Annotated in this window: 21 protein-coding genes and 1 riboswitch; of the genes, 16 read left to right on the top strand and 5 right to left on the bottom strand. The window is 71.5% G+C overall.

Features of this window, described 5'->3' with window-relative positions:
• Positions 1-28 precede the first annotated feature (28 nt).
• From JOD63_RS10410 to JOD63_RS10460, 11 genes are all read left to right on the top strand, one after another.
• Positions 29-1,579 (top strand): fumarylacetoacetate hydrolase family protein, encoded by a 1,551-nt coding sequence (locus JOD63_RS10410; protein ID WP_045275839.1) that lies wholly within the window; start codon positions 29-31, stop codon positions 1,577-1,579.
• Complete coding sequence (locus tag JOD63_RS10415; RefSeq protein WP_045275840.1) at positions 1,576-2,301, top strand: GntR family transcriptional regulator; 726 nt, start codon at positions 1,576-1,578, stop codon at positions 2,299-2,301. The genes JOD63_RS10410 and JOD63_RS10415 overlap by 4 nt, the downstream gene beginning before the upstream one ends.
• A gap of 21 nt (positions 2,302-2,322) precedes the next feature.
• Entirely contained in the window at positions 2,323-3,894 is a 1,572-nt protein-coding gene (hpaE, locus tag JOD63_RS10420) for a 5-carboxymethyl-2-hydroxymuconate semialdehyde dehydrogenase (RefSeq protein ID WP_245243901.1), read from the top strand.
• A 130-nt stretch (positions 3,895-4,024) separates the two neighbouring features.
• Complete coding sequence (hpaD, locus tag JOD63_RS10425; protein WP_045275893.1) at positions 4,025-5,185, top strand: 3,4-dihydroxyphenylacetate 2,3-dioxygenase; 1,161 nt, start codon at positions 4,025-4,027, stop codon at positions 5,183-5,185.
• 225 nt (positions 5,186-5,410) lie between these two features.
• The gene (locus JOD63_RS10430; RefSeq protein ID WP_045275841.1) at positions 5,411-6,196 is read left to right on the top strand and encodes a 2-keto-4-pentenoate hydratase; all 786 of its coding nucleotides are present in this window, start codon (positions 5,411-5,413) and stop codon (positions 6,194-6,196) included.
• Complete coding sequence (locus tag JOD63_RS10435; protein ID WP_045275842.1) at positions 6,181-6,984, top strand: HpcH/HpaI aldolase family protein; 804 nt, start codon at positions 6,181-6,183, stop codon at positions 6,982-6,984. Before JOD63_RS10430 ends, JOD63_RS10435 begins: the two co-directional genes overlap by 16 nt.
• Positions 6,985-7,018: 34 nt before the next feature.
• Positions 7,019-7,822 (top strand): transglutaminase-like domain-containing protein, encoded by an 804-nt coding sequence (locus tag JOD63_RS10440; protein WP_045275843.1) that lies wholly within the window; start codon positions 7,019-7,021, stop codon positions 7,820-7,822.
• 85 nt (positions 7,823-7,907) lie between these two features.
• Entirely contained in the window at positions 7,908-8,471 is a 564-nt protein-coding gene (locus JOD63_RS10445) for a hypothetical protein (protein WP_045275844.1), read from the top strand.
• A gap of 129 nt (positions 8,472-8,600) precedes the next feature.
• The gene (locus JOD63_RS10450) at positions 8,601-9,452 is read left to right on the top strand and encodes an ABC transporter substrate-binding protein (protein ID WP_045275845.1); all 852 of its coding nucleotides are present in this window, start codon (positions 8,601-8,603) and stop codon (positions 9,450-9,452) included.
• Positions 9,453-9,486: 34 nt separating this feature from the next.
• Positions 9,487-10,353, top strand: a complete 867-nt coding sequence (locus tag JOD63_RS10455; RefSeq protein ID WP_045275846.1) for an amino acid ABC transporter permease — start codon at positions 9,487-9,489, stop codon at positions 10,351-10,353.
• Positions 10,350-11,084, top strand: a complete 735-nt coding sequence (locus tag JOD63_RS10460; protein ID WP_045275847.1) for an amino acid ABC transporter ATP-binding protein — start codon at positions 10,350-10,352, stop codon at positions 11,082-11,084. The genes JOD63_RS10455 and JOD63_RS10460 overlap by 4 nt, the downstream gene beginning before the upstream one ends.
• Before the next feature lie 94 nt (positions 11,085-11,178).
• On the opposite strand, the gene JOD63_RS10465 is transcribed toward JOD63_RS10460, so the two are convergent.
• Positions 11,179-12,060: a bifunctional methylenetetrahydrofolate dehydrogenase/methenyltetrahydrofolate cyclohydrolase gene (locus JOD63_RS10465; RefSeq protein ID WP_045275848.1), complete on the bottom strand. Its 882-nt coding sequence runs from the start codon at positions 12,058-12,060 to the stop codon at positions 11,179-11,181.
• Complete coding sequence (glyA, locus tag JOD63_RS10470; RefSeq protein WP_045275849.1) at positions 12,060-13,334, bottom strand: serine hydroxymethyltransferase; 1,275 nt, start codon at positions 13,332-13,334, stop codon at positions 12,060-12,062. Before glyA ends, JOD63_RS10465 begins: the two co-directional genes overlap by 1 nt.
• 55 nt (positions 13,335-13,389) lie before the next feature.
• Positions 13,390-13,473, bottom strand: a riboswitch (ZMP/ZTP riboswitch).
• Positions 13,474-13,647: 174 nt separating this feature from the next.
• Here glyA and JOD63_RS10475 point away from each other — a divergent pair.
• From JOD63_RS10475 to JOD63_RS10495, 5 genes are all read left to right on the top strand, one after another.
• Positions 13,648-15,168, top strand: a complete 1,521-nt coding sequence (locus JOD63_RS10475) for a beta-N-acetylhexosaminidase (RefSeq protein WP_052682518.1) — start codon at positions 13,648-13,650, stop codon at positions 15,166-15,168.
• Complete coding sequence (locus tag JOD63_RS10480; protein WP_045275895.1) at positions 15,165-16,304, top strand: N-acetylglucosamine-6-phosphate deacetylase; 1,140 nt, start codon at positions 15,165-15,167, stop codon at positions 16,302-16,304. Before JOD63_RS10475 ends, JOD63_RS10480 begins: the two co-directional genes overlap by 4 nt.
• A gap of 363 nt (positions 16,305-16,667) precedes the next feature.
• Positions 16,668-18,554 (top strand): sigma-70 family RNA polymerase sigma factor, encoded by a 1,887-nt coding sequence (locus JOD63_RS10485; protein WP_052682515.1) that lies wholly within the window; start codon positions 16,668-16,670, stop codon positions 18,552-18,554.
• A gap of 59 nt (positions 18,555-18,613) precedes the next feature.
• Positions 18,614-19,006 (top strand): YrdB family protein, encoded by a 393-nt coding sequence (locus JOD63_RS10490; RefSeq protein WP_045275850.1) that lies wholly within the window; start codon positions 18,614-18,616, stop codon positions 19,004-19,006.
• A complete protein-coding gene (locus JOD63_RS10495) occupies positions 19,003-20,388 on the top strand; it encodes an FAD-binding oxidoreductase (RefSeq protein WP_045275851.1) in 1,386 nt (461 codons plus the stop codon). Before JOD63_RS10490 ends, JOD63_RS10495 begins: the two co-directional genes overlap by 4 nt.
• 40 nt (positions 20,389-20,428) lie before the next feature.
• Here JOD63_RS10495 and JOD63_RS10500 read toward each other — a convergent pair whose 3' ends face one another.
• Genes JOD63_RS10500 through JOD63_RS10510 form a run of 3 tightly spaced genes read right to left on the bottom strand, consistent with a single transcriptional unit; the run spans position 20,429 to position 22,842 of the window.
• Positions 20,429-21,082, bottom strand: a complete 654-nt coding sequence (locus tag JOD63_RS10500) for a hypothetical protein (RefSeq protein WP_157003997.1) — start codon at positions 21,080-21,082, stop codon at positions 20,429-20,431.
• 55 nt (positions 21,083-21,137) lie between these two features.
• Entirely contained in the window at positions 21,138-21,917 is a 780-nt protein-coding gene (locus JOD63_RS10505) for a glucosamine-6-phosphate deaminase (RefSeq protein ID WP_045275852.1), read from the bottom strand.
• The gene (locus JOD63_RS10510; protein ID WP_045275853.1) at positions 21,910-22,842 is read right to left on the bottom strand and encodes an ROK family protein; all 933 of its coding nucleotides are present in this window, start codon (positions 22,840-22,842) and stop codon (positions 21,910-21,912) included. The genes JOD63_RS10505 and JOD63_RS10510 overlap by 8 nt, the downstream gene beginning before the upstream one ends.
• Positions 22,843-22,869 lie beyond the last annotated feature (27 nt).

Below are 22,869 nucleotides of genomic sequence, written 5' to 3' on the forward strand. Positions count from 1 at the left end.
CGAATACGACGCAAGAGTGAGGGAGATCATGGACGAGACGCCGGATGCCGCAGCAGCGGCAGCGCACGACGCGACAGCGATCGACGGAGCCGATCCCCGGTTCGCCGCGCTCCCGTCCCGTCCCGGAAAGATCGTCGCGATCCACCTCAGCTACGCGTCCCGCGCAGACCAGCGCGGCCGGCGGCCCGAGCATCCGTCGTACTTCTTCAAGCCGTCGAGCTCGGTCGGCGTCTCGGGCGGCACCGTCGAGCGGCCCGCCGGCACCGAGCTCCTCGCTTTCGAGGGCGAGATCGCGCTGGTGATCGGCACCGCAGCCCGCCGCGTCGGCATCGACGCCGCGTGGGGCCACGTCGCGTGGGTGACCGCATCGAACGATCTCGGCCTGTACGACCTGCGTGCCAACGACAAGGGCTCGAACGTGCGGTCAAAGGGCGGCGACGGCTTCACGCCGATCGGCCCCGCCCTGATCGACGCGCGCACGGTCGACCCGGCAGCCCTCCGCGTTCGCACGTGGCTCAACGGCGAACTCGTGCAGCACGACACCACCGCCGGTCTGATCTTCCCGCTCGCCCAGCTCGTCGCCGACCTGTCGCAGCACTTCACCCTCGAGCCCGGCGACGTGATCCTCACCGGCACCCCGGCGGGATCGTCGGTGGCCGCGCCCGGTGACGTGGTCGAGGTCGAGGTCGACGTTCCGGGCGGCGCGTCGTCGGGTCGGCTCGTGACGACGGTGACCGCCGGGTCGGCGGGGTTCGATGCCGCCCTCGGCTCGCTCCCTGCCGTCGACGACACGCAGCGCGCCGAGGCATGGGGCTCCCGCGAGGCCGCCGGCCTGCCGGTGGCGCAGGCGCCGGACTCCTCCGCGGCGGGGCTGTCGCCCGAGCTGCGGGCCAAGCTCGTGGCGGTGCCGGTCGCAGCGCTCTCGGCGCAGCTGCGCAAGCGCGGCCTCGACAACGTGCACATCGACGGCGTGCGGCCGCTCGCCGTCGATGTCAAACTCGTGGGCACGGCCCGCACCCTGCGTTTCGTGCCGAACCGCGAAGACCTGTTCCGCAGCCACGGCGGCGGCTACAACGCGCAGAAGCGCGCCTTCGACGCCGTCGGCGCGGGCGAGGTCATCGTGATCGAGGCCCGCGGCGAGGCCGACTCCGGCACGCTCGGCGACATCCTCGCGATCCGGGCGAACGCCCGGGGCGCGGCCGGTGTCGTCACCGACGGAGGGGTGCGGGATGCCGCGGCAGTCGCCGCGGTCGGCATCCCGGTCTTCTCCGCCGGCTCCCACCCCGCGGTCCTCGGGCGCAAGCACGTGCCGTGGGACCACGACCTGACGATCGCGTGCGGCGGCGCGACGGTGCAGCCCGGCGACGTGATCGTCGGCGACGACGACGGAGTGATCGTCATCCCCCGCGCGATCGTCGACGAGGTCGTCGATGCGGCGCTCGCACAGGAGGACGAGGATGCCTGGATCGCGCAGCGCGTCGCGGAGGGACATCCGATCGAGGGGCTCTTCCCGATGAACGCCGACTGGCGCACCCGCTATGCCGCATCGTGGACGAGCGACGAGGAGGAGGCGCGATGAGCGACACCGCAGCGGCATCGCACACCGTGGATCTGCCGGGCACGACCGCACCGAGCATGAGCAAGTCGCAGCAGGCCTACCACTGGGTCAAGGAGCGCATCGCTGCGCAGGAGTTCAGCCCCGGATACCGGCTGGTGCTCGGCACGATCGCGACCGACCTCGACATGAGCGTCGTGCCGGTACGCGAGGCGATCCGCCAGCTCGAGGCGGAGGGCCTCGTGACCTTCGAGCGCAACGTCGGCGCGCGTGTCTCGATGGTCGACGACTCGCAGTACCGCTTCTCGATGCAGGCGCTGTCGATCCTCGAGGGCACGGCCACGGCGCTCGCCGCGCGCCGCCTCACCGCCGACGACGTCGCCGCGGCCCGCCGCATCAACGAGCTCATGATCGAGACGCTCGACCACTTCGATCCGAAGGCCTTCACGCGCCTCAACCAGGAGTTCCACTCGGCGCTCTACGGCAAGTGCGCGAACCCCCGCGTGCTCGAGCTCGTGGAGGGCGAGTGGGCGCGGCTCGGGCATCTGCGCGACTCCACGTTCAGCTTCGTCCCCGGTCGCGCCGCCGAGTCGGTGCGCGAGCACGAGAGCATCCTGCAGCTCATCGAGAATTCCGCCCCCCTCGGCGAGATCGAGAAGGCCGCCCGGCGACACCGCTCGGCCACGCTCGACGCCTACATGATCCACGAGCACCCCGACGAGACCCTCGGTCTCCCGGCGTTCTGACCCCTCCCCGAAGGAGACACCATGACCGACACCGTCGCCGGCACCGCGGCCCGCGAGCCTGCCGCCACCCCCGAGCCCTCCCGGGCCCCCGAGGCCGTCGCGGGGCGCCACGTCCCCGCCGATCTCCCCACTCGCATCCAGCACTACATCGACGGCGCGTTCGTCGATTCGCAGGACGGCGACACGTTCGACGTGCTCGACCCGGTCTCGAACGAGACCTACCTGCAGGCGGCCGCCGGGAAGACGGCCGACGTCGACCTCGCCGTCGCCGCAGCGCGGCGGGCGTTCGTCGACGGGCCGTGGCCGCGGATGCTCCCCCGCGAGCGTTCGCGCGTGCTCCACCGCATCGCCGACATCGTGGAGTCGCGCGATGCCCGGCTCGCGGAGCTCGAGTCGTTCGACTCGGGGCTGCCGATCACGCAGGCCCTCGGTCAGGCCCGGCGGGCGGCCGAGAACTTCCGGTTCTTCGCCGACCTGATCGTCGCCCAGGCCGACGACACGTACAAGGTGCCCGGGCGGCAGATCAACTACGTCAACCGCAAGCCGATCGGCGTCGCGGGGCTCATCACCCCGTGGAACACCCCCTTCATGCTCGAGTCGTGGAAGCTCGCGCCGGCGCTCGCCACCGGCAACACGGTGGTGCTGAAGCCGGCGGAGTTCACGCCGCTGTCGGCGTCGCTGTGGGCGGGCATCTTCGAAGAGGCCGGGCTGCCACAGGGCGTGTTCAACCTCGTCAACGGTCTCGGCGAAGACGCCGGCGACGCGCTGGTGAAGCATCCCGATGTGCCCCTGATCTCGTTCACCGGCGAGAGCTCCACCGGGCAGCTGATCTTCGGCAACGCCGCGCCCTTCCTCAAGGGGCTCTCGATGGAGCTCGGAGGCAAGAGCCCGGCGATCGTGTTCGCCGACGCCGACCTCGACGCCGCGATCGACGCCACGATCTTCGGAGTGTTCTCGCTCAACGGCGAGCGCTGCACCGCCGGCTCGCGCATCCTCGTCGAGCGCCCCGTGTACGACGAGTTCGTCGCGCGCTACGCCGCGCAGGCCGACAGGGTCGTGGTCGGGCATCCTCACGACCCCGCGACCGAGGTCGGCGCCCTCGTGCACCCGGAGCACTTCGCGAAGGTCATGTCGTACATCGAGATCGGCAAGGGCGAGGCGAGGCTCGTCGCGGGCGGATCGCGCCCCGACGGCTTCGAGACCGGCAACTTCGTCAGGCCCACGGTGTTCGCCGACGTCGCCCCCGACGCGCGGATCTTCCAGGAGGAGATCTTCGGACCCGTCGTGGCCATCACGCCGTTCGACACCGAGGAGGAGGCCCTCGCTCTCGCCAACGGTGTGAAGTACGGGCTCGCGGCGTACCTGTGGACGAACGACCTGAAGCGCGCCCACAACTTCTCGCAGGCGATCGAGGCGGGAATGGTGTGGCTCAACTCGAACAACGTGCGCGACCTCCGCACCCCGTTCGGCGGGGTGAAGGCGTCGGGCCTCGGCCACGAGGGCGGCTACCGGTCGATCGACTTCTACACCGACCAGCAGGCCGTGCACATCACCCTCGGTGCGGTGCACAACCCCACCTTCGGCAAGAACTGAACACGAGCGCGTTTCGTCTCGGTCGCGCTTCGCGCGGCCTCGCTCAACGGCCGGGAGCCCACCATCGGTCGTTGAGCGAGCGAAACGAGACGAAACGCCCCGACACCTCACCACCACGCAAGGACGCGACATGACCGACCGCAAAGACATGACCCGCACCTCCTCCGGCTTCTTCGTGAGCCAGGAGGCGCCGATCCACACCGACAACCCGGTTCCGACCCCGACGAACCCGGCGCCCGACATCCTCCGCTGCGCGTACATGGAGCTCGTCGTCACCGACCTCGCGGCATCCCGTGAGTTCTACGTCGACGTGCTCGGCCTGTACGTCACCGCAGAAGACGAGGATGCCGTCTACCTGCGCTCGACCGAGGAGTTCATCCACCACAACCTGGTGCTCCGCCGCGGCGACGTCGCAGCGGTCGCCGCGTTCTCGTACCGGGTGCGCACCCCGGAAGACCTCGACCGGGCCGAGGCGTTCTATCGCGAGCTGGGCTGCGAGGTGCGTCGCCACCCGGGCGGCTTCACGCAGGGCATCGGCGATTCGGTGCGCGTGATCGACCCGCTCGGGTTCCCGTACGAGTTCTTCCACGACGTGACCCACGTCGAGCGGCTGTCGTGGCGATACGACCTGCACACGCCGGGCGAGCTGGTGCGGCTCGACCACTTCAATCAGGTCACCCCCGACGTGCCGCGCGCTGTGGCCTTCATGCAGGATCTCGGGTTCCGCGTGACCGAAGACATCCAGGACGAAGAGGGCACGGTGTACGCCGCGTGGATGCGCCGGAAGCCCACCGTGCACGACACCGCCATGACCGGCGGTGACGGCCCGCGCATGCATCACGTCGCGTTCGCGACGCACGAGAAGCACAACATCCTCGCGATCTGCGACAAGCTCGGAGCGCTGCGCCGCTCCGACGCCATCGAGCGCGGCCCGGGGCGTCACGGCGTGAGCAACGCGTTCTACCTGTACCTGCGCGACCCCGACGGCCACCGCGTCGAGATCTACACGCAGGACTACTACACCGGCGACCCCGACAACCCGGTGGTCACGTGGGACGTGCACGACAACCAGCGCCGCGACTGGTGGGGCAACCCCGTCGTGCCGTCGTGGTACACCGAGGCATCGCTCGTGCTCGACCTCGACGGCAACCCGCAGCCGGTCGTCGCGCGCACCGATTCGACGGAGATGGCGGTCACGATCGGCGCCGACGGATTCTCGTACACGCGGCCGGGCGACGAGTCGATGCCCGAGTACAAGCAGGGCGAGTACAAGCTCGGCCACCAGCTGTGATCCGTTTCGTCTCGTCGCTCCGCTCCTCGCTCAACGACCGGGCATGCCGTCCCCGGTCGTGGAGCGAGCATGCCGTCCCCGGTCGTTGAGCGAGCATGCCGTCCCCGGTCGTGGAGCGACCGGGCATGCCGTCCCCGGTCGTGGAGCGAGCGGGGAGTCCCCGGTCGTTGAGCGAGCGGAGCGAGTCGAAACGCCCTGCCCGGGCGGGAATGTGAGGAGGAACGGATGCTGTCACCGGACGACATCGCCGCGATCGCGGCCGAGCTGGCGGAGGCGGATCGCACGCACGCCGTGATCCCGCGGATCACCGCGCGGTATCCGGGCGCGACGGTCGAGGATTCGTATGCGATCCAGGGCGTGTGGCGCGACCGGATGATCGCCTCGGGGCGGCGGCTGGTGGGCCGCAAGATCGGGCTCACCTCGAAGGCGATGCAGCAGGCGACGGGGATCACCGAACCGGACTACGGGGTGATGTTCGACGACACCGTCTACGAGAGCGGGGCGGACATCCCCGTCGACGGTTTCTCGAACGTGCGTGTCGAGGTCGAGCTCGCGTTCGTCCTCGCGAGCCCGCTCGAAGGTCCCGACTGCACCCTCGACGACGCCCTCGCCGCGATCGACTATGCGGTGCCGGCGCTCGAGATCCTGAACTCGCACATCGAACTCGAGGGGCGCACGATCGTCGACACCATCTCAGACAACGCCGCATACGGGGCGATGGTGCTCGGCGCCGAGCGCCGCCGCCCGGACGAGATCGATCTGCGGTGGGTGCCGGGGGTTCTGTCCCGGAACGGGGAGATCGAGGAGACCGGTGTCGCCGCCGGGGTGCTGGGGCATCCTGCCACCGGTGTCGCGTGGCTGGCGAACAAGGTCGCGCAGCACGGGGCCCGGTTGGAGGCGGGTGAGATCATCCTCGCCGGATCGTTCACCCGACCGGTGTGGATGCACCGGGGCGATACCGTGCACTGTGACTACGGACCGATGGGAGTGATCGAATGCCGCTTCATCTGAACCCGACGTTCCGGGACCGGCTGACCAAGGCCACCCGGCCGTCGGCGGGGATGTGGGTGTCGTCGGGGTCGCCGCTGGTCGCGGAGATCTGCGCCGGGTCGGGGCTGGACTGGCTGCTCATCGACATGGAGCACTCCCCCAACGGCCTCGAATCGGTGCTCGCCCAACTGCACGCCGTCGCCGCGTACCCGATCACCCCGGTGGTCCGGGTGCCCGCCGGAGACCCGGTCACCATCAAACAGGTCCTCGACCTCGGCGCGCAGAACATCCTCGTCCCCATGGTGAACACGCCCGCAGAGGCGGAAGCCGCCGTCGAAGCGGTCCGGTACCCGCCGCGGGGCCGCCGCGGCGTCGGGTCCGCGCTGGCCCGCTCCGCCCGCTGGAACCGGGTCGACCGCTACCTCGACCACGCCGACCAGTTCGTGTCGCTGTTCGTGCAGATCGAGACGACCGAGGCCGTCCGCAATGCAGCCGGGATCGCCTCGGTCGACGGCATCGACGGCGTCTTCGTCGGCCCCTCCGACCTCGCCGCGTCGATGGGCGTGCTCGGACAGCAGACCCACCCCGACGTGGTCGCCGCGGTGCACACCACCATCGACACCGTCCGCTCGACCGGCACACCCGTCGGGGTCAACGCGTTCGACCCCGCCACCGCGCAGGCCTACCTCGACGCCGGCGCATCCTTCATCCTCGTCGGCGCCGACGTCGCCCTCCTCGCCCGCGGCTCCGAGAGCCTCGCCGCTCACTGGATACCGGCATCCGACGCCGAAGTTCGCGACTCGTACTGAGCCGACGTCGCCGCGCGTATGCCACGCTGGGCACATGCAGAGAGACGTGTCGAGCCGCATCGTCCTGAACGTCACCGAGGAGGCCGACCTCGTCTTCGCCGTCGCGGTGGCCGGACACTACGCCCCAAACCACGAGCACTTCACCGCGACCATCGACGGCGCCGCCCTGCCGGTCGCCGAGCACGAGCTGTTCGACGCCCACGGCACGCGGCTGCACCGCCTCACCAGCCCGCCCGGCGAACTCGTCGTCGACTACGGCGCTCTGGTGCTCGGCGCGGGCGACACCGCGATCGCCCACGAGGCCGACCTGCTCACCTACGCCCGCCCGAGCCGCTACGCCGAATCCGACATGCTGCTGGCGACGGCAGCGGCGGAGTTCGGCGGCATCGACGATCCCCGCGAGCTGCTCACCGCGGTGTCGTCGTGGGTGGGAACGCGCCTCGTCTACGTGCCGGGGTCGTCGCTGCCGACCGACGGCGCGGTGCGCACCCTCCTCGCCCGCCAGGGCGTGTGCCGTGACTACGCCCACCTCTGCGTGGCGCTGCTGCGCAGCCGCGGGGTGCCGGCCCGCGTCGCCGCGGTCTACGCGCCGGGGCTCGCGCCGATGGACTTCCACGCCGTCGCCGAGGCGTGGGTCGACGACGCGTGGTGCGTGGTCGACGCGACGACGCTCGCCCCGCGATCGACGCTGGTGCGGATCGCGACAGGGCGCGATGCCGCCGACACGGCCTTCCTCACCGTCATGTCGGGCCGCACGACCCTCGTCGACCTCACGGTGACGGCGACCGTGGACTCCCTGCCCGCCGACGACCTCGAGCAGCGCGTCTCGATCGCCTGAGTGCGGCCGCCGATCGCTCGTCCGACGCCTGACGGCGCGGAGCCGAGCACTTCGGCGGCCGGGCGAAACGTGGCACAGTGATCCCATGAAGAAGTGGATCGTCCGGTTCGTCTCGCTGCTCGTCTTCAACGTCGTCGTGCTGCTGGTGATCGGCTGGCTGACGTCGGCGCGGGTCGGCTGGGCCGCCCTGTGGGCGGGCATCGTCATGACGGCACTCGTCATCTGGGTGAAGCCGCTCGTCGAGAAGTGGTTCGGCTCGTGGGCGGCGAAGTCGGCGGGCGAGCGCACCAAGGCGGGCGCCTGGCTGGTGGAGGCTCTTCTCGCCTTCGCGGTCGCGCTCCTCGTGTGGGTGGCCACCGTCGCGCTGTCGGGCGTGTCGATCGGCGGCGGCTTCTTCGGCAGCTTCTGGGGCTGGGTCGTGCCTCCGATCTTCCTGCTCATCGGCTGGGCGATCTACGCCGCGATCGACGACAGGGTCGAGGCCCACGCCGGTGCCGTCTACGACAGGGCGACCGGTCGCGCGGCGACCGCGTCGACGGATGCCGCACCCGCGGTGCCCTCGCCGGGTGCCGCCGCCGGCAAGCGCGAGCTGCAGGACGGCCTCACCGACGAGCAGCGCCGCATGCTCGACGAGCTCGGCCAAGGCTGAGCCCCACGCGGTCGGCGGCGTAACAATGCGACCATCGGCGCCCCCGCACCCGGCGCCCTCGTCATGATGGAACCACCCGGCGGCGACGACAGCACGAGACCGCCGGCGCACCCGACTCCTGGAGGCACCATGTCGCGTTCCCTTCGTTCCATCCGTCTCGCCGCCGCCGGCATCGCCGTCGCGGCGCTCGCGCTCACGGGGTGCGCCACGGGAGCCGCACCGTCGGGCAGCGAGACGCCCGACGCCGACGAGGGCTACCTCACGCCGGGCAAGCTCACGATCGCGACGGGCGAGACCGCGTACTACCCCTACGTCATCGACGACGACCCGGCCTCCGGCGAGGGCTTCGAAGCCGCCGTCGCCTACGCCGTGGCCGAGAAGCTCGGGTTCGACCACGACGACGTCGAGTGGGTGCGCACGAGCTTCGAGTCGGCGATCGCACCCGGCCCCAAGAGCTTCGACTTCAACATCCAGCAGTACACGATCACCGACGAGCGCGCGCAGGCGGTCGACTTCTCGTCGCCGTACTACCAGGCGAGCCAGGCGGTCGTCGCGGTCGAGGGCGGGGCCGCGGACGGCATCGACGACATCGCGGGTCTGAAGGACATCGTGCTGGGCGCGATGGCGGGCTCGACCAGCGCCACCACGATCGAAGAGGCCATCGCGCCGAACGTCGAGCCGCAGCTCTACAACTCGAACGAGGATGCCGTCGCGGCGCTCCAGGCGAATCAGATCGACGCCATCGTGCTCGACCTGCCGACCGCGTACTACGCGACCGGCGTGTACATCGAGGACTCGTTCATCGTCGGCGAGCTGCCGATCGCCGGCGTCCCCGACGAGTGGGGACTGCTCCTGGCCAAGGACTCGCCGCTGACCGAGCGCGTCACCGCCGCCGTCGACGAGCTCCGCGAGGACGGCACGCTCGCCGAGATCACCGATGAGTGGCTCGGCACGGGCCAGGGCGTCGCGCTGCTCGAGTGAGACCGCGCACCCGCCGCTCCGCTACTTTCGACTCGTGACCGATCCGTCGACCGCGCCCGCCGCGCGCGAGCCCAGCGCGCTGGAGCTCGGACGGCGCGCCTACCGCCGCCGCCGGTCGCAGCAGTCCGTGCTCGTCGCGATCGCCTCGTCGGTCACACTCGCGGTGATCGTGTGGGTCGGAGTCATCAACACGCCGGCGTGGGCGGTGGTGCAGCAGACGTTCTTCGATCCCGAGATCGCCCTGCAGGCACTCCCCCGGGTGTGGCAGGGGTTCCTGCTCAACCTGCAGGTGCTCGGGATGTCGGTGATCACCGTCGGCGTCGTCGCCGTGCTGCTCGCGGTGCTGCGCACCCTCCGCGGACCGGTGTTCTTCCCCGTGCGGTTCATCGTCGCGGCGTACACCGACATCTTCCGCGGGCTGCCGTTCATCATCGTGCTGTTCCTCTTCGGCTTCGGGCTGCCGACGCTGCTGAACACCCGCATCCCGCCGATCGTCCTCGGGACGCTCTGCGTCACGCTCACCTACTCCGCATACGTCGCCGAGGTGGTGCGCGCCGGCATCGAGGCGGTGCATCCGTCGCAGCGTCTGGCGGCGCGCGCGCTCGGGCTGGGCTACGTGCAGACGCTCCGCCGCGTCGTGCTGCCGCAGGCCTTCCGCAAGATGACGCCGCCGCTCATGAACGACTTCGTCTCGATGCAGAAGGATGTCGGGCTCATCTCGATCCTCGGTGCCGTCGACGCGGTGCGGGCGGCGCAGACCGTGACCGCGCAGACCTACAACTTCACCCCGTACGTCGTGGCGGGCATCCTTTTCATCCTGCTCGCGATCCCCACGATCCGCCTCACCGACTGGTACACCGCGCGGCTGCGCGAGCGAGAACAGGCGGGGTCGATCGTATGAGCACGCTGCTGCGGGCCGAAGGGATCCACAAGTCGTTCGGGGAGCGCGCCGTGCTGCGGGGCGTCGACGTCGACCTCGCCCGCCACCAGGTCGTCGCCCTCATCGGCGCGAGCGGATCGGGCAAGTCGACGCTGCTGCGCTGCCTCAACCTCCTCGAGCCGATCGACGACGGACAGATCTTCCTCGACGACGAAGACATCTCCGACCCGCGCGTCGACGCCAACCGCGTGCGCGCCCGGTTCGGCGCGGTGTTCCAGAGCTACAACCTGTTCCCGCATCTGTCGGTGCTCGACAACGTGACGCTGGCCTCCCGCGTGGTGCACCGGATGCCCCGCCGGGAGGCGGAGGCGCGCGCGTTCGACCTGCTCGAGCGCATCGGGCTCGCCGGCCTCGCCCGCCAGCATCCTGATCGACTGTCGGGCGGGCAGCAGCAGCGCGCGGCGATCGTCCGTGCGATCGCCACCGACCCCGAGGTGCTGCTCCTCGACGAGATCACCTCGGCGCTCGACCCCGAGCTCGTCGGCGAGGTGCTCGAACTCGTCCGCCGGCTCGCCGACGACGGCGCGACGATCCTCATGGCCACGCACGAGATGGCCTTCGCCCGCGACGTCGCCGACCGGGTCGTGTTCCTCGACGCAGGCACGATCGTCGAGCAGGGGCCGCCGGCCGAGGTGCTCGTCGCTCCGCGCGAGCCGCGCACGCGCGCGTTCCTCGCCCGGTTCACGGCGTAGCCCCGGGGCGCGGCGCACCCGGGCCCGGCGAACCGAGTGCACAGACGGCGAACGGGATGCCTCGAGCCGAGGCATCCCGTTCGATCGGCGAGGATCAGCGGGCGAGACGCTCCGCGGCTTCGACCACGTTCGTCATCAGGAGTGCGACCGTCATCGGGCCCACACCGCCGGGATTGGGCGACAGGAAGCCGGCGACTTCGGCGACATCGGGGTGCACGTCGCCGTAGATGGTGGACTTTCCCGTCTCGGGGTCGTCCTCCCGGGTCACTCCCACGTCGAGCACCGCTGCACCGGGCTTGACGTCGGCAGCCTGCACGATGTGCTTGACGCCGGCGGCGGCGACGATCACGTCGGCCTGACGCAGGTGCTGACCGAGGTCGACGGTGCCGGTGTGCGTGAGCGTCACCGTCGCGTTGAACTCGCGACGCGTCAGCAGCAGCCCGATCGAGCGCCCGATCGTCACGCCGCGCCCCACGACCACGACGTGCTTGCCTTTCAGGTCGTAGCCGTTGCGCACGAGCAGCTCGATCACGCCGCGCGGCGTGCACGGCAGCGGCGAGGTGATCGGCGTGTTCACGTTGAGCACCAGGCGCCCGAGGTTGGTCGGGTGGAGCCCATCGGCATCCTTCGCCGGATCGATCCGCTCGAGGATCGCATCGGTGTCGATGTGCTTCGGCAGCGGCAGCTGCACGATGTATCCGTGGCACGCCGGGTCGGCGTTGAGAGCATCGATGGCCGCCTCGACGTCGGCCTGGGTCGCATCGCCCGGCAGCTCGACCTGGATCGAGTTCATGCCGACGGCCTCGGACTGACGGTGCTTCATGCCCACGTACAGCTGCGACGCCGGGTCGGCGCCGACGAGCACGGTGGCGATGCCGGGCACGATGCCGCGGGCGCGCAGCGCCGCCACGCGCTCGGTGAGCTCGGCCTTGATGTCGGCGGCCGCGGCGCGGCCGTCGAGCTTCGCAGCGCTCATCACTGGGCGAGGCCCGGGTACAGCGGGAACGCCGCCGTGAGCGCGGCGACGCGGGTGCGGAGCGCGGCGACGTCGGCGCCGGGCTGCAGCGCGAGGGCGATCACGTCGGCGACCTCGGTGAACTCGGCGTCGCCGAAGCCGCGGGTCGCGAGCGCCGGCGTGCCGATGCGCAGACCCGACGTCACCATCGGCGGACGCGGGTCGTTGGGAACCGCGTTGCGGTTGACGGTGATGTGGATCTCGTGCAGCAGGTCTTCGGCCTGCTTGCCGTCGATCTGGGCGTCGCGCAGGTCGACGAGCACGAGGTGCACGTCGGTGCCGCCCGAGCGCACGGCGATGCCGGCGCCGGTGACGTCGGGCTGCGACAGGCGCTCGGCGATGATCGACGCGCCGCGGAGCACCCGGTCCTGACGCTCGGCGAACTCGGGGGTCGCGGCGAGCTTGAATGCGGTGGCCTTGGCGGCGATGACGTGCATCAGCGGGCCGCCCTGCTGGCCGGGGAAGACCGCGGAGTTGATCTTCTTCGCGATGTCGGCGTCGTTGGTGAGGATGAAGCCCGAACGGGGACCGCCGATGGTCTTGTGCACGGTCGACGAGACGACGTGCGCGTGCGGCACCGGGTTCGGGTGCTTGCCCGCGGCGACGAGTCCCGCGAAGTGCGCCATGTCGACCCACAGGAGGGCGCCCACCTCGTCGGCGATCGCACGGAACGCGGCGAAGTCGAGCTGACGGGGGTAGGCCGACCAGCCGGCGATGATCACCTTGGGCTGGTGCTCGATGGCGAGGCGGCGCACCTCGTCCATGTCGATGACGCTCGTCTCGGGGTTCACGCCGTACGCGACGATGTTGTAGAGGCGGCCCGAGAAGTTGATCTTCATGCCGTGCGTGAGGTGACCGCCCTGGTCGAGCGAGAGCCCGAGCAGGGTGTCGCCCGGGCGGGCGATGGCGTGGAGCACCGCGGCGTTGGCCGATGCGCCCGAGTGGGGCTGCACGTTCGCGAACTCCGACCCGAACAGCGCCTTCGCGCGCTCGATCGCGAGCTCCTCGGCGACGTCGACCTCTTCGCAGCCGCCGTAGTAGCGACGGCCCGGGTAGCCCTCGGCGTACTTGTTCGTGAGGACCGAGCCCTGCGACTGCAGCACCGAGACCGGCACGAAGTTCTCGGATGCGATCATCTCGAGGTAGCCGCGCTGGCGGTCGAGCTCGCGCTCGAGCACCTGGGCGATCTCGGGGTCGACCTCGGCGAGAGGGGCGTTGAAGTACTGATCGGTCATGGCGATCTCCTTGACGACGGCTTGATTCGGACGCCCGCTCGCGCGGGAGGAATGGAACATCGGCCCAGGCGTGCGGTCGAATGCCGTGTCGGTCGCTCCCCGGTGGTGGCCCACCTCAACGCCAGTCGCGACCCTCAGAGCATAACGGATGCCGCGCTCCGCTCGCCTCCGCGATCGCACCCGACTAGGCTGGCCTCACCCTTTTGTAAAGGCTCTTTACATGTTCGGTCGCCGACGACGAACGGCCCTCGCGCTCACGCTCGTGCTGTGCGCGCTGGCCGCGTGCACGCCGGCACCCCAGAATGGAGACACCGTGTCGCTTCCTGCCGTCGTCCCCGCCCCCGTCTCGATCGAGGCCGCCACGGGCGCGCCGTTCCCCCTGACCCCCGACACCGTGGTCTCGGGCGACGCGGATGCCGCCTCCGCGCTCCGGGCGCTGATCTCGGCGCGCACGGGGGCGAGCCGCGCGACGGGCTCGGGGACCGAAGGCACGGGCATCGAGCTGCGCATCGGCGGCGGCGGGTCGGCCGAGTCGTACACGATCGCGGTGAGCGAGGCATCCGTCGTCGTCACCGGCACCGACGCCCCCGGACTCTTCTACGGCGTGCAGACGCTGGGTCAGCTCATCACCCGCGCCGACGACGGATGGGCGATTCCGGCGGTCGCGATCGACGACGCCCCCCGCTTCGCCTACCGCGGCGTCATGCTCGATGTGGCCCGCCACTTCCACGATGTCGCCACGGTGAAGGCATACGTCGACCGTGCGGCCGGTCTCAAGTACAACGCGCTCCACCTGCACCTGACCGACGACCAGGGCTGGCGACTCGCCCTCGACTCGCGCCCCGAGCTCGTCGAGAAGGCTTCCGCGAGCGCGGTCGGCGGTGACCCGGGCGGGTTCTTCACGAAGGCCGACTACCGCGAGATCGTCGAGTACGCGGCGGCGCACCACATGATCGTCGTGCCCGAGATCGACGTGCCCGGCCACACCCACGCGGTCGGCCTCGCGTACCCCGAGCTCGTCGAGGAGCCGGTGATCACCGACCACATCCGCGAGATCGCCCGCGACTACGGCGGCGAGCTGCCCGTCAACGGCGTGCCGTACGACGGCATGGCCGTCGGCTTCTCCTCCCTGAAGATCGGCGAGGAGGCGACATACGACTTCCTCGCCGACGTGTTCGGCGAACTCGCCGCGATGACGCCGTCGCCCTACATCCACCTCGGCGGCGACGAGGCGCTCGGCACCCCCGCCGAGGACTTCGCGGTGTTCGTCGAACGCGCGAGCGCGATCGTCGCCGACCTCGGGAAGACTCCGATCGCGTGGCACGAGGCCGGCGCGGCAACCGGCATCGACGACTCCACCATCGGCCAGTTCTGGGGCTTCGTCACTCCGACCGACGGCATGGACGACAAGGCCCGAGCGTTTGTCGCCAACGGCGCACAGCTGATCCTGTCGCCCGCCGACGCGATCTACCTCGACATGAAGTACCCGACCGGCCCCGAGCAGGGGCTCACGTGGGCGAACGGCCCGACCAGCGTCGAGCGAGCCTACAGCTGGGAGCCGTCCGACGTGATCGCCGGAATCGACGACGACGACATCCTCGGCGTCGAGGCGCCGATGTGGAGCGAGACGATCCGCTCCCTCGACGACATCGACCTCATGGCGTTCCCGCGCATCGCCGCCGCCGCCGAAGCCGCCTGGTCGCCGTCGACACGTGACAGCGATCTGCGCACCTGGGAGTCCTTCCGTGCGCGCGTCGGCACGCTCGGACCGCTGTGGACGAGCCTGGGCATCGGGTTCCACCCGTCCGAAGAGATCGAGTGGGCCGCCGAGTGAGCATCCTCGTCCACTCGGTGCGCCTGGTCGGCGCCGAGCCCGGCGAAGACGTCTCCGGCGCCTGGATCCGCTTCGACGCGGGACGCGTGGCGGCCGTCGGTCACGGCGACGGGTGGACGGATGCCGACGAGGTGATCGACGGCACGGGCGCCGTGCTCACCCCCGGCTTCGTCGACATCCACGGCCACGGCGGCGCGGGGGCGAGCTACGATGCCGGCGCCGACGCGATCGGCACGGCTCGCGCGCTCCATCGCGCGCACGGCACGACCCGCGCGGTCATCTCCCTCGTCACGGCGTCGATCGACGATCTCGCCGCGCGCGCGGCGCTGGTCGCCGACCTCGCCGAGATCGACCCCGCGATTGTGGGCTCCCACCTCGAGGGCCCGTTCCTCGACCCGGGACACAAGGGCGCCCACACCGAGGCGCTGCTGCGCGCGCCCGACGCGGCATCCGTCGACCGCGTGCTCGAGGCTGCGCGCGGGACGCTCCGCCAGGTGACTCTGGCACCCGAGCTGCCCGGTGCGCTCGAGGCGATCGCGCGCTTCACGGCTGCCGGGGTCGCCGTCGCGGTCGGGCACACCGACGCCGATGCCGACACGGCGCGCCGCGCCTTCGACGCCGGTGCGACACTCCTCACCCACGCCTTCAACGCGATGCCCGGCATCCACCACCGCGCGCCAGGGCCGGTCGTCGCCGCCCTCCGCGACGACCGCGTCGTGCTCGAACTCGTGGCCGACGGCGTGCACGTCGACCTCGATCTCGTCGCGACGGTCTTCGCCGCGGCGCCCCACCGGGTCGCGCTCGTCACCGACGCGATGGCGGCGGCGGGCAACGGCGACGGATGCTACGACCTCGGCGGTCTCGCGGTCGATGTCGAGGGCGGCATCGCCCGACTGCACGACGGCGGCGCGATCGCCGGGTCGACGCTCACGCAGGATGCCGCGCTGCGCAACGTCGTGGGGGCCGGGGTGCCGCTGGCCGCGGCCGTCCGTGCGCTGACCGCGACGCCGGCCGATGCGATCGGACGCTCCGACCTCGGCCGGCTGCGCGTCGGCGGCCCCGCGGATGCGGTGCTGCTCGACGATTCACTCGACGTGGTGCGGGTCTGGACGCAGGGCGTCTCGACCGCTGCCTGAGCAACCCCCGGCCGGACGCCCACGTGGACGACGGTCGGTGGTCGGCCGCCGCATCCCCAGATACGACGGCCGCCCGACCCCCCGGAGCGACCGGGTGCTGCGACCCCTCCCCCGAGGTGTCGCAGACCCCACCTCAGCGCCCGTTCGCCCCCCGGCCGGGCCGCTTGCGGTGTCTCCTGACCATGAGACGGGGCACCTCCGGGTTCATTACGCGACTTTCCGAAAATCTTCTTTCCCGATGCCGACCGATGGTGTTTCTGGGCGTCACCCGCGAGAATGGGCGGGTCGCGTGATGAACCCGAACCATCCGCGTCTCATGGTCGAGGGTGTGCTGTGCCCCGCCATCGACCGCCTGGAGAACCTGTGACCGACCCTGCTGCCCCGCCGGAACGCGACCTCGCGGCGATCGGCGACGCCGACCTCGTGCTGCGCACCCGGTCGGGCGACACCGGCGCATTCGGCGAACTGTGGCGTCGTCATTATCGGTCGGGCATCGTCGTCGCACGCAGCGTCTCGCCGTCGGCCGACCCCGACGACCTCGTGCAAGAGGCGTACACGAAGATCTTCCAGTCGATCGCGCGCGGCGGCGGGCCGACCGGGTCGTTCCGCGCCTACCTGTTCACGAGCATCCGCAACACGGCAGCGGGCTGGGGGCGGGCGCGCAAGGAGACGGCGCTCGACACGCTCGACGCGGTCGAAGATCCGTCGACGAGCGATGCGGCAGCATCGGAGGCACTCGACCGCAGCCTGACCCACCGCGCGTTCCGCAGTCTCCCCTCGCGCTGGCAGGAGGTGCTGTGGTACTCCGAGATCGAGGGCATGAAGCCTGCCGAGATCGCGCCGCTCCTCGGCATGAAGGCGACCGCCGTCGCGCAGCTCACCTTCCGCGCACGCGCGGGGCTGCGCGAGGCGTGGATCCAGGCGCACCTGCAGTCGGTGGACGACGGCTCGGACTGCCAGTGGACGATCGAACGCCTCGGCGCCTACGCACGGAACAACACCGGGCCTCGTGACTCGGCGAAGATCGAGCATCACCTGCGCGAGTGCGCACGCTGCGCGATCGTGGCCGCGGAGGCGAAGGACGTCGGCAGCCGGCTCGCCCTGGTGCTGCTGCCCCTCACCGTCGGCGTCGCCGGCACAGCGGGCTACCTCGCCTCGTTGCAGGGGACCGCGCCCGTCATCGCACTCGCGGCCATGCCGTCGTCGGTCATGCCGGGCGTCGTCACCGTCGTCGGAGGCACCGCCGGCGGCACCTCCGCCGGCGGCGGTATCGGCGCCGGCTCGGGGGGCGTGGGCGCGGGGATCGGCGGCGCGGGCGCAGTGGGCGCGCCCGCCGCTGCCGGGGCGACCGGGATCTTCTCCGGCATCGGCGCGATGGTCGGCCTCGGCGTCACCGCGGCGGCGATCGTCGGCGTGGTGGCCGCGGGCGCGGTCCTGCTCCCACAGGCGGCCGACGAGCCGGTGTCGGCCGTGCAGGCGCAGACCGCCGACGACGCGCTCCCTCCCGTCGCCGTCGATGCGCCCGATGCCACGGAACTCCCCGAAGCCCCCGAACCGGCGGCACCCGGACCGATCGCTCCAGCGCCCCAGCCGGTCGCACCCGACCCCGCGAGTCCTCCGACGTCGATCGCACCACCGGCTGCCGCGCCCGTCGCGCGTTCGACGCCCGCCGTCGCGGAGCAGCCGACCGCTCCGACAGAACCCGGCGAGCCGGAAACGCCCGCGGTTCCCGTCGAGCCGACGCCGACAGAGCCGGCGGAACCGACCGAGCCGACCGAGCCGGCCGAACCCACCGAACCGACAGAACCGTCCGAGCCAGCCGAGCCGACCGAACCCACCGAGCCGACGGAACCCACAGAGCCCACCGAACCGACGCCGACGCCGACGCCGACGCCGACGGAACCGACCGAACCGACCGAACCGACCGAACCCACCGAACCCACCGACCCCACCGAACCGACGCTGCCGGCCGGCACCCCGACGATCACCGGAGCCGACACGTACGCGACTCCCGGCACCATCCAGCTGAACGTCGCCATCACCGTCGCGGGCGCACCCGGGGCCGGAGTTCAGTTCCTCGTCGACGGCCGCATCCGCACGGTGATCGTCGCCGACGACGACGGCAGCGCGACCTGGGTCTTCCGTCCGACGCTCGTGGACCTCCTCGTGGACAGGCTGATCGAGGTGCGCTACGTCGACGGCGACCGCACCGGCCCGACCGCCGGGATCGCGCTGTCCGACCTGCTCTGACCGCGGCGGCACACGGATGCGGCGAACCGCGGCCACGGCTCAGACGTAGACTGGAAGCCATGTCCGACGCATCCGGAGCCCGCTCCTCCGCCCCCGCCGAGCAGGCACCCGGAACCCGCCCGCCGCTGTCGGCGATCGACCTGCTGGCGTTCGTGTGCGAGCTGTTCGCCTTCGCGAGCCTCGCGATCTGGGGCTTCGCGATGTGGCCCTTCCCGTGGAACATCGTCGTCGGCATCGGCGCTCCGGTGCTCGCGATCCTGGTCTGGGCCCTGTTCGTCTCCCCGCGTGCCGTGCTCGCCGTGCATCCGTTCGTCCGCGCACTCGTCGAACTGCTCGTCTACGCCGCGGCGACCGCCGCGTGGTGGAGCATGGGCAACGTCTGGATCGGACTCGTCTTCGGCGTCATCGCCGTCACCATCGGCGCGATCGCCGGCCGGCGGCGGTTCGCGTGACCCCCGCGGTCGTCGAGCAGCTGCGTGCGGCTCTCGGCGATCGGGTCGACACCGACTCTGCGTCGCGGCAGCGCGCACGCGCCGACAAGTCCGGCCATGCCGCACCGGGCACCCCGCTCGCCGTCGTGCACGCCCGCTCGGTCGCAGACGTGCAGGCCACACTGCGGATCGCCTCCGCGACGGGCACGCCGGTGGTGACCCGCGGGGCCGGCACCGGGCTCGCGGGGGCGGCGAACGCCGGTGCGGGTGAGATCTCGCTGTCGCTGCGAGACATGGACAGCCTCCTCGAGGTGCGTCCCGCCGATCTGCTGGCGGTCGTCGAACCGGGCATCCTGAATGCGGACCTCAACACCGCGCTCGCGGAGCACGGCCTCTGGTGGGCGCCCGACCCCGCGAGCCGCGCGATCTCGACGGTCGGCGGCAATATCGCGACCGGCGCGGGCGGCCTCCTCTGCGCGAAGTACGGCGTCGTCCGCGACGCGGTGCTCGGCGTCGACGTGGTGCTCGCCGACGGGAGGCTCCTGCGGCTCGGCCACCGCACCGTCAAGGGCGTCACCGGGCTCGACCTCACCTCGCTGATGATCGGCTCCGAGGGCATCCTCGGCGTGATCGTCGGAGCGACGCTGAAGCTGCGGAGGCTGATGCCCGGCGCGGTGTGCGCGGTCGCCGCGACCTTCCCCGACGTGCGCACCGCTGCCGAGGCATCCGCCGCGATCACGGCATCGGGGGTGCAGCCGGCGATCATGGAGCTGATGGATGCCGCGTCGCTCGCCGCCGTCCACGCGCTGCTCGCCCTCGACGCGCCGACTCCCGGCGCCGCACAGCTGACCCTGCAGTGCGACGGGCCGGCCGCGGCTTCGGAGGCCGATGCCATCGCCGCCATCCTCCGCCAGGCCGGCGGCACCGTCGCCGTCACCAGCGATCCCGACGAGGGTGAGCGTCTGCTCGCCGTCCGCCGCGCGATGCATCCGGCGATGGAGACGCTCGGCACGACGCTCATCGAAGACGTGTCGGTGCCGCGCAGCGCCCTGCCGGAGATGTTCGACGAGATCGCCCGGATCGAGCGCGAGCGCGGCATCGTCATCCCCACCGTCGCCCACGCCGGCGACGGCAACCTGCACCCCAACTTCGTCTTCGACGCCGAACCCGACGCGTCCGGCGTCGTCGACGTTCCGGACATGATCTGGGAGGCCGCCGACGAGCTCTTCCGGGCGGCGCTGCGCCTCGGCGGAACGCTCACAGGCGAGCACGGTGTGGGGGTGCTCAAGCGGCGCTGGCTCGCGGACGAACTCGGCGACGACCAGTGGGAGCTGCAGCGGCGGATCGCGCGCGTCTTCGACCCGCAGGGCATCCTGAACCCGGGCAAGGTCTTCGCCGTCTGACGGCGTTCGCCGCGGTGCGGAACCCTCTCGGGGCGGCGGCTCAGTCCGCGGCCGACGCCACCGGATCGGGCGTCGTGGCGACGGCGGGATCGAGCCCTGCTCCGCGTACGCCCCAGACGACCTCCGCGACCCCGAACGCGGCGATCATCGCCGCCGCGACGACGCTGCCGCCGACCGCGGGGAGGAACACCCCGAACATCAGGAGCACGTTCGGCACGATGATCGCGGATGCCGCGGCGATGCCGAGTCCGGCAAGCGGTGCCCAGTTCCACGGACGAGGCAGCACGCGCGCGCGACCGATCGACACGGTCGCCACGATCGACAGCACGCTCATCGACAGGAAGAACAGGAGCTGCGGGCCCACCACTCCCGGGCCGGCACCGTAGCCCGACGGTGACGCCCACCACAGGGAGTACCAGACCCAGACGATGCCGAGGGCCACGAGCGACACCATGCCGACCCACCTGCGCGCGACGACGCTGTCGGCGGCGCGGAGCCCCACGGCGTGGAGCACGCACACCAGCAGTCCGACGCACGCCGCCGCCACCTCGACGGCGAGCGCGGCTCGCTCACCGTCCACTCCGCCGTTCGCTCTCAGTGACGGCGAGAGGCCGACCAGCACCCCCAGCACGACGAGCAGGGCCCCGCCGATGATCCACGTGGGCCGGTGGGAATGCGTCGATGGAGTCATCACACGCGAAGCATATGCGCGATCGGGCGTGCTCGACGGCCGCGGAACGCGGTGTCGCTCAGAGACCCTGCCAGTCCGGCTTGTTCGCGAACGTGTACCGGTAGTACTCGGCGTGAGCGAGACGCGAGGCCGCGGCCTCGTCGACCACGACCGTCACGTGCGGATGCAGCTGGATCGCGGAGCCCGGCAGCGACGCGGTGACGGGGCCTTCGACCGCGCTGGCGACCGCCGCCGCCTTGCCTTCGCCGAAGGCGAGGAGCACGAGGTGGCGCGCCTGCAGGATCGTGCCGAGGCCCTGGGTGATGCAGTGCATCGGAACGTCGTCGATCGAGTCGAAGAATCGGGCGTTGTCCTGACGCGTCTGCGCCGTCAGCGTCTTCACGCGGGTCTGCGAGGCGAACGACGACCCGGGCTCGTTGAAGCCGATGTGACCGTCGGTGCCGATGCCGAGGATCTGCAGGTCGACTCCCCCGGCTGCCTCGATCGCCGCCTCGTAGTCGTCGCCCGCGTGCTCGATGCCCTCGAGCGAGCCGTCGGGCACGCGGATGCGCGCCGGGTCGAGGCCGAGCGGCTCGACGACCTCGCGCGCGATCACCGATCGGTAGCTCTCGGGGTGCGCGGGGTCGATGCCGACGTACTCGTCGAGCGCGAAGCCCCGCACCTGCGACACGTCGACGTCGGCGAGACGAGACGGGAGCGCTTCGTACACCGGAAGCGGCGTCGAGCCGGTCGCGAGCCCCAGCACCGCCGTGGGGGTGCGGCGGATGAGCGCCGCGATCTCATCGGCGACGAGGATGCCCGCCGCCGCGGCATCCGGAACGATGACGATCTCAGCCATGGGTCACAGTCTCCCTGGTTTCGTACGTGGGCGCAGCGCCGATGAGGGCGGCGCCGAAGGCGGCGGCCGGTGAACCGGTCGGGAGCAGCTCGACGCGCTCCCTCAGCCGCAGCGACCGCATGAAGGGCGACGCCTCGGCGCTGGCGTCGAGTTCGGCGGCGATGTCGCCGAGCAGACGGTCGCCGAGCGCGGTGACTCCACCGCCGAGCACCACCAGATCGACGTCGGCGGTGAGCACGAGGATGCGCACTGCCGCAGCGGCGCCGACCGCGATGCCGGCGCGCAGATCCCGCGCGAGCGGGTCTCCCGCATCGGCCGCGTCGAAGACGTCGCGCACCGGGAGCGCCCCGAGGCGGCCCCAGCGCTCGGCGACCGAGCCGCCACCGGCGAGCGCCTCGATGCAGCCGCGCTGGCCGCAGCGGCAGACCGGCCCGTGCGGGTCGACGGAGATGTGCCCGACCTCCCCCGCCGTGCCGCGCGCTCCGCGCTGCACCACGCCGTCGGCGACGATGCCCGCCGCCACCCCGGTGCCGAGGTTGAGGTAGCCGACCGTGCCGGTGCCGCCGTGGAGGGCGTAGGCGCCGAGGGCTGCGGCTTTGACGTCGTTCTCGACCTGCACCGGCACGCCGAGCGCGGGGGTCAATGCGGCCGCGAGATCGAAGTCCTCGACGCCGAGGTTGACGGCGTGCGTGACCCGCGCGGTGCCCGGCACGATCTGCCCGGGGATGCCGATGCCCACCGACCGCATCGCTGCGAGATCGACGCCGGCGTCCGATCCGAGCGCGGCGATGGCATCCAGCACGGTCTGCGCGACGGCATCCGGTCCCCAGCCGGTGGGGAGCCGCACGCGACCGACGATCTCGCCCGCCTCGTCGACGGCGACCGCGTCGGTCTTGGTTCCTCCGACGTCGAGCCCGACCTTCATCGGCCGCCCTCCGATCGGAGGATGGCT

The organism is Microbacterium terrae, assembly GCF_017831975.1.
GTDB classification, from domain to species: domain Bacteria; phylum Actinomycetota; class Actinomycetes; order Actinomycetales; family Microbacteriaceae; genus Microbacterium; species Microbacterium terrae.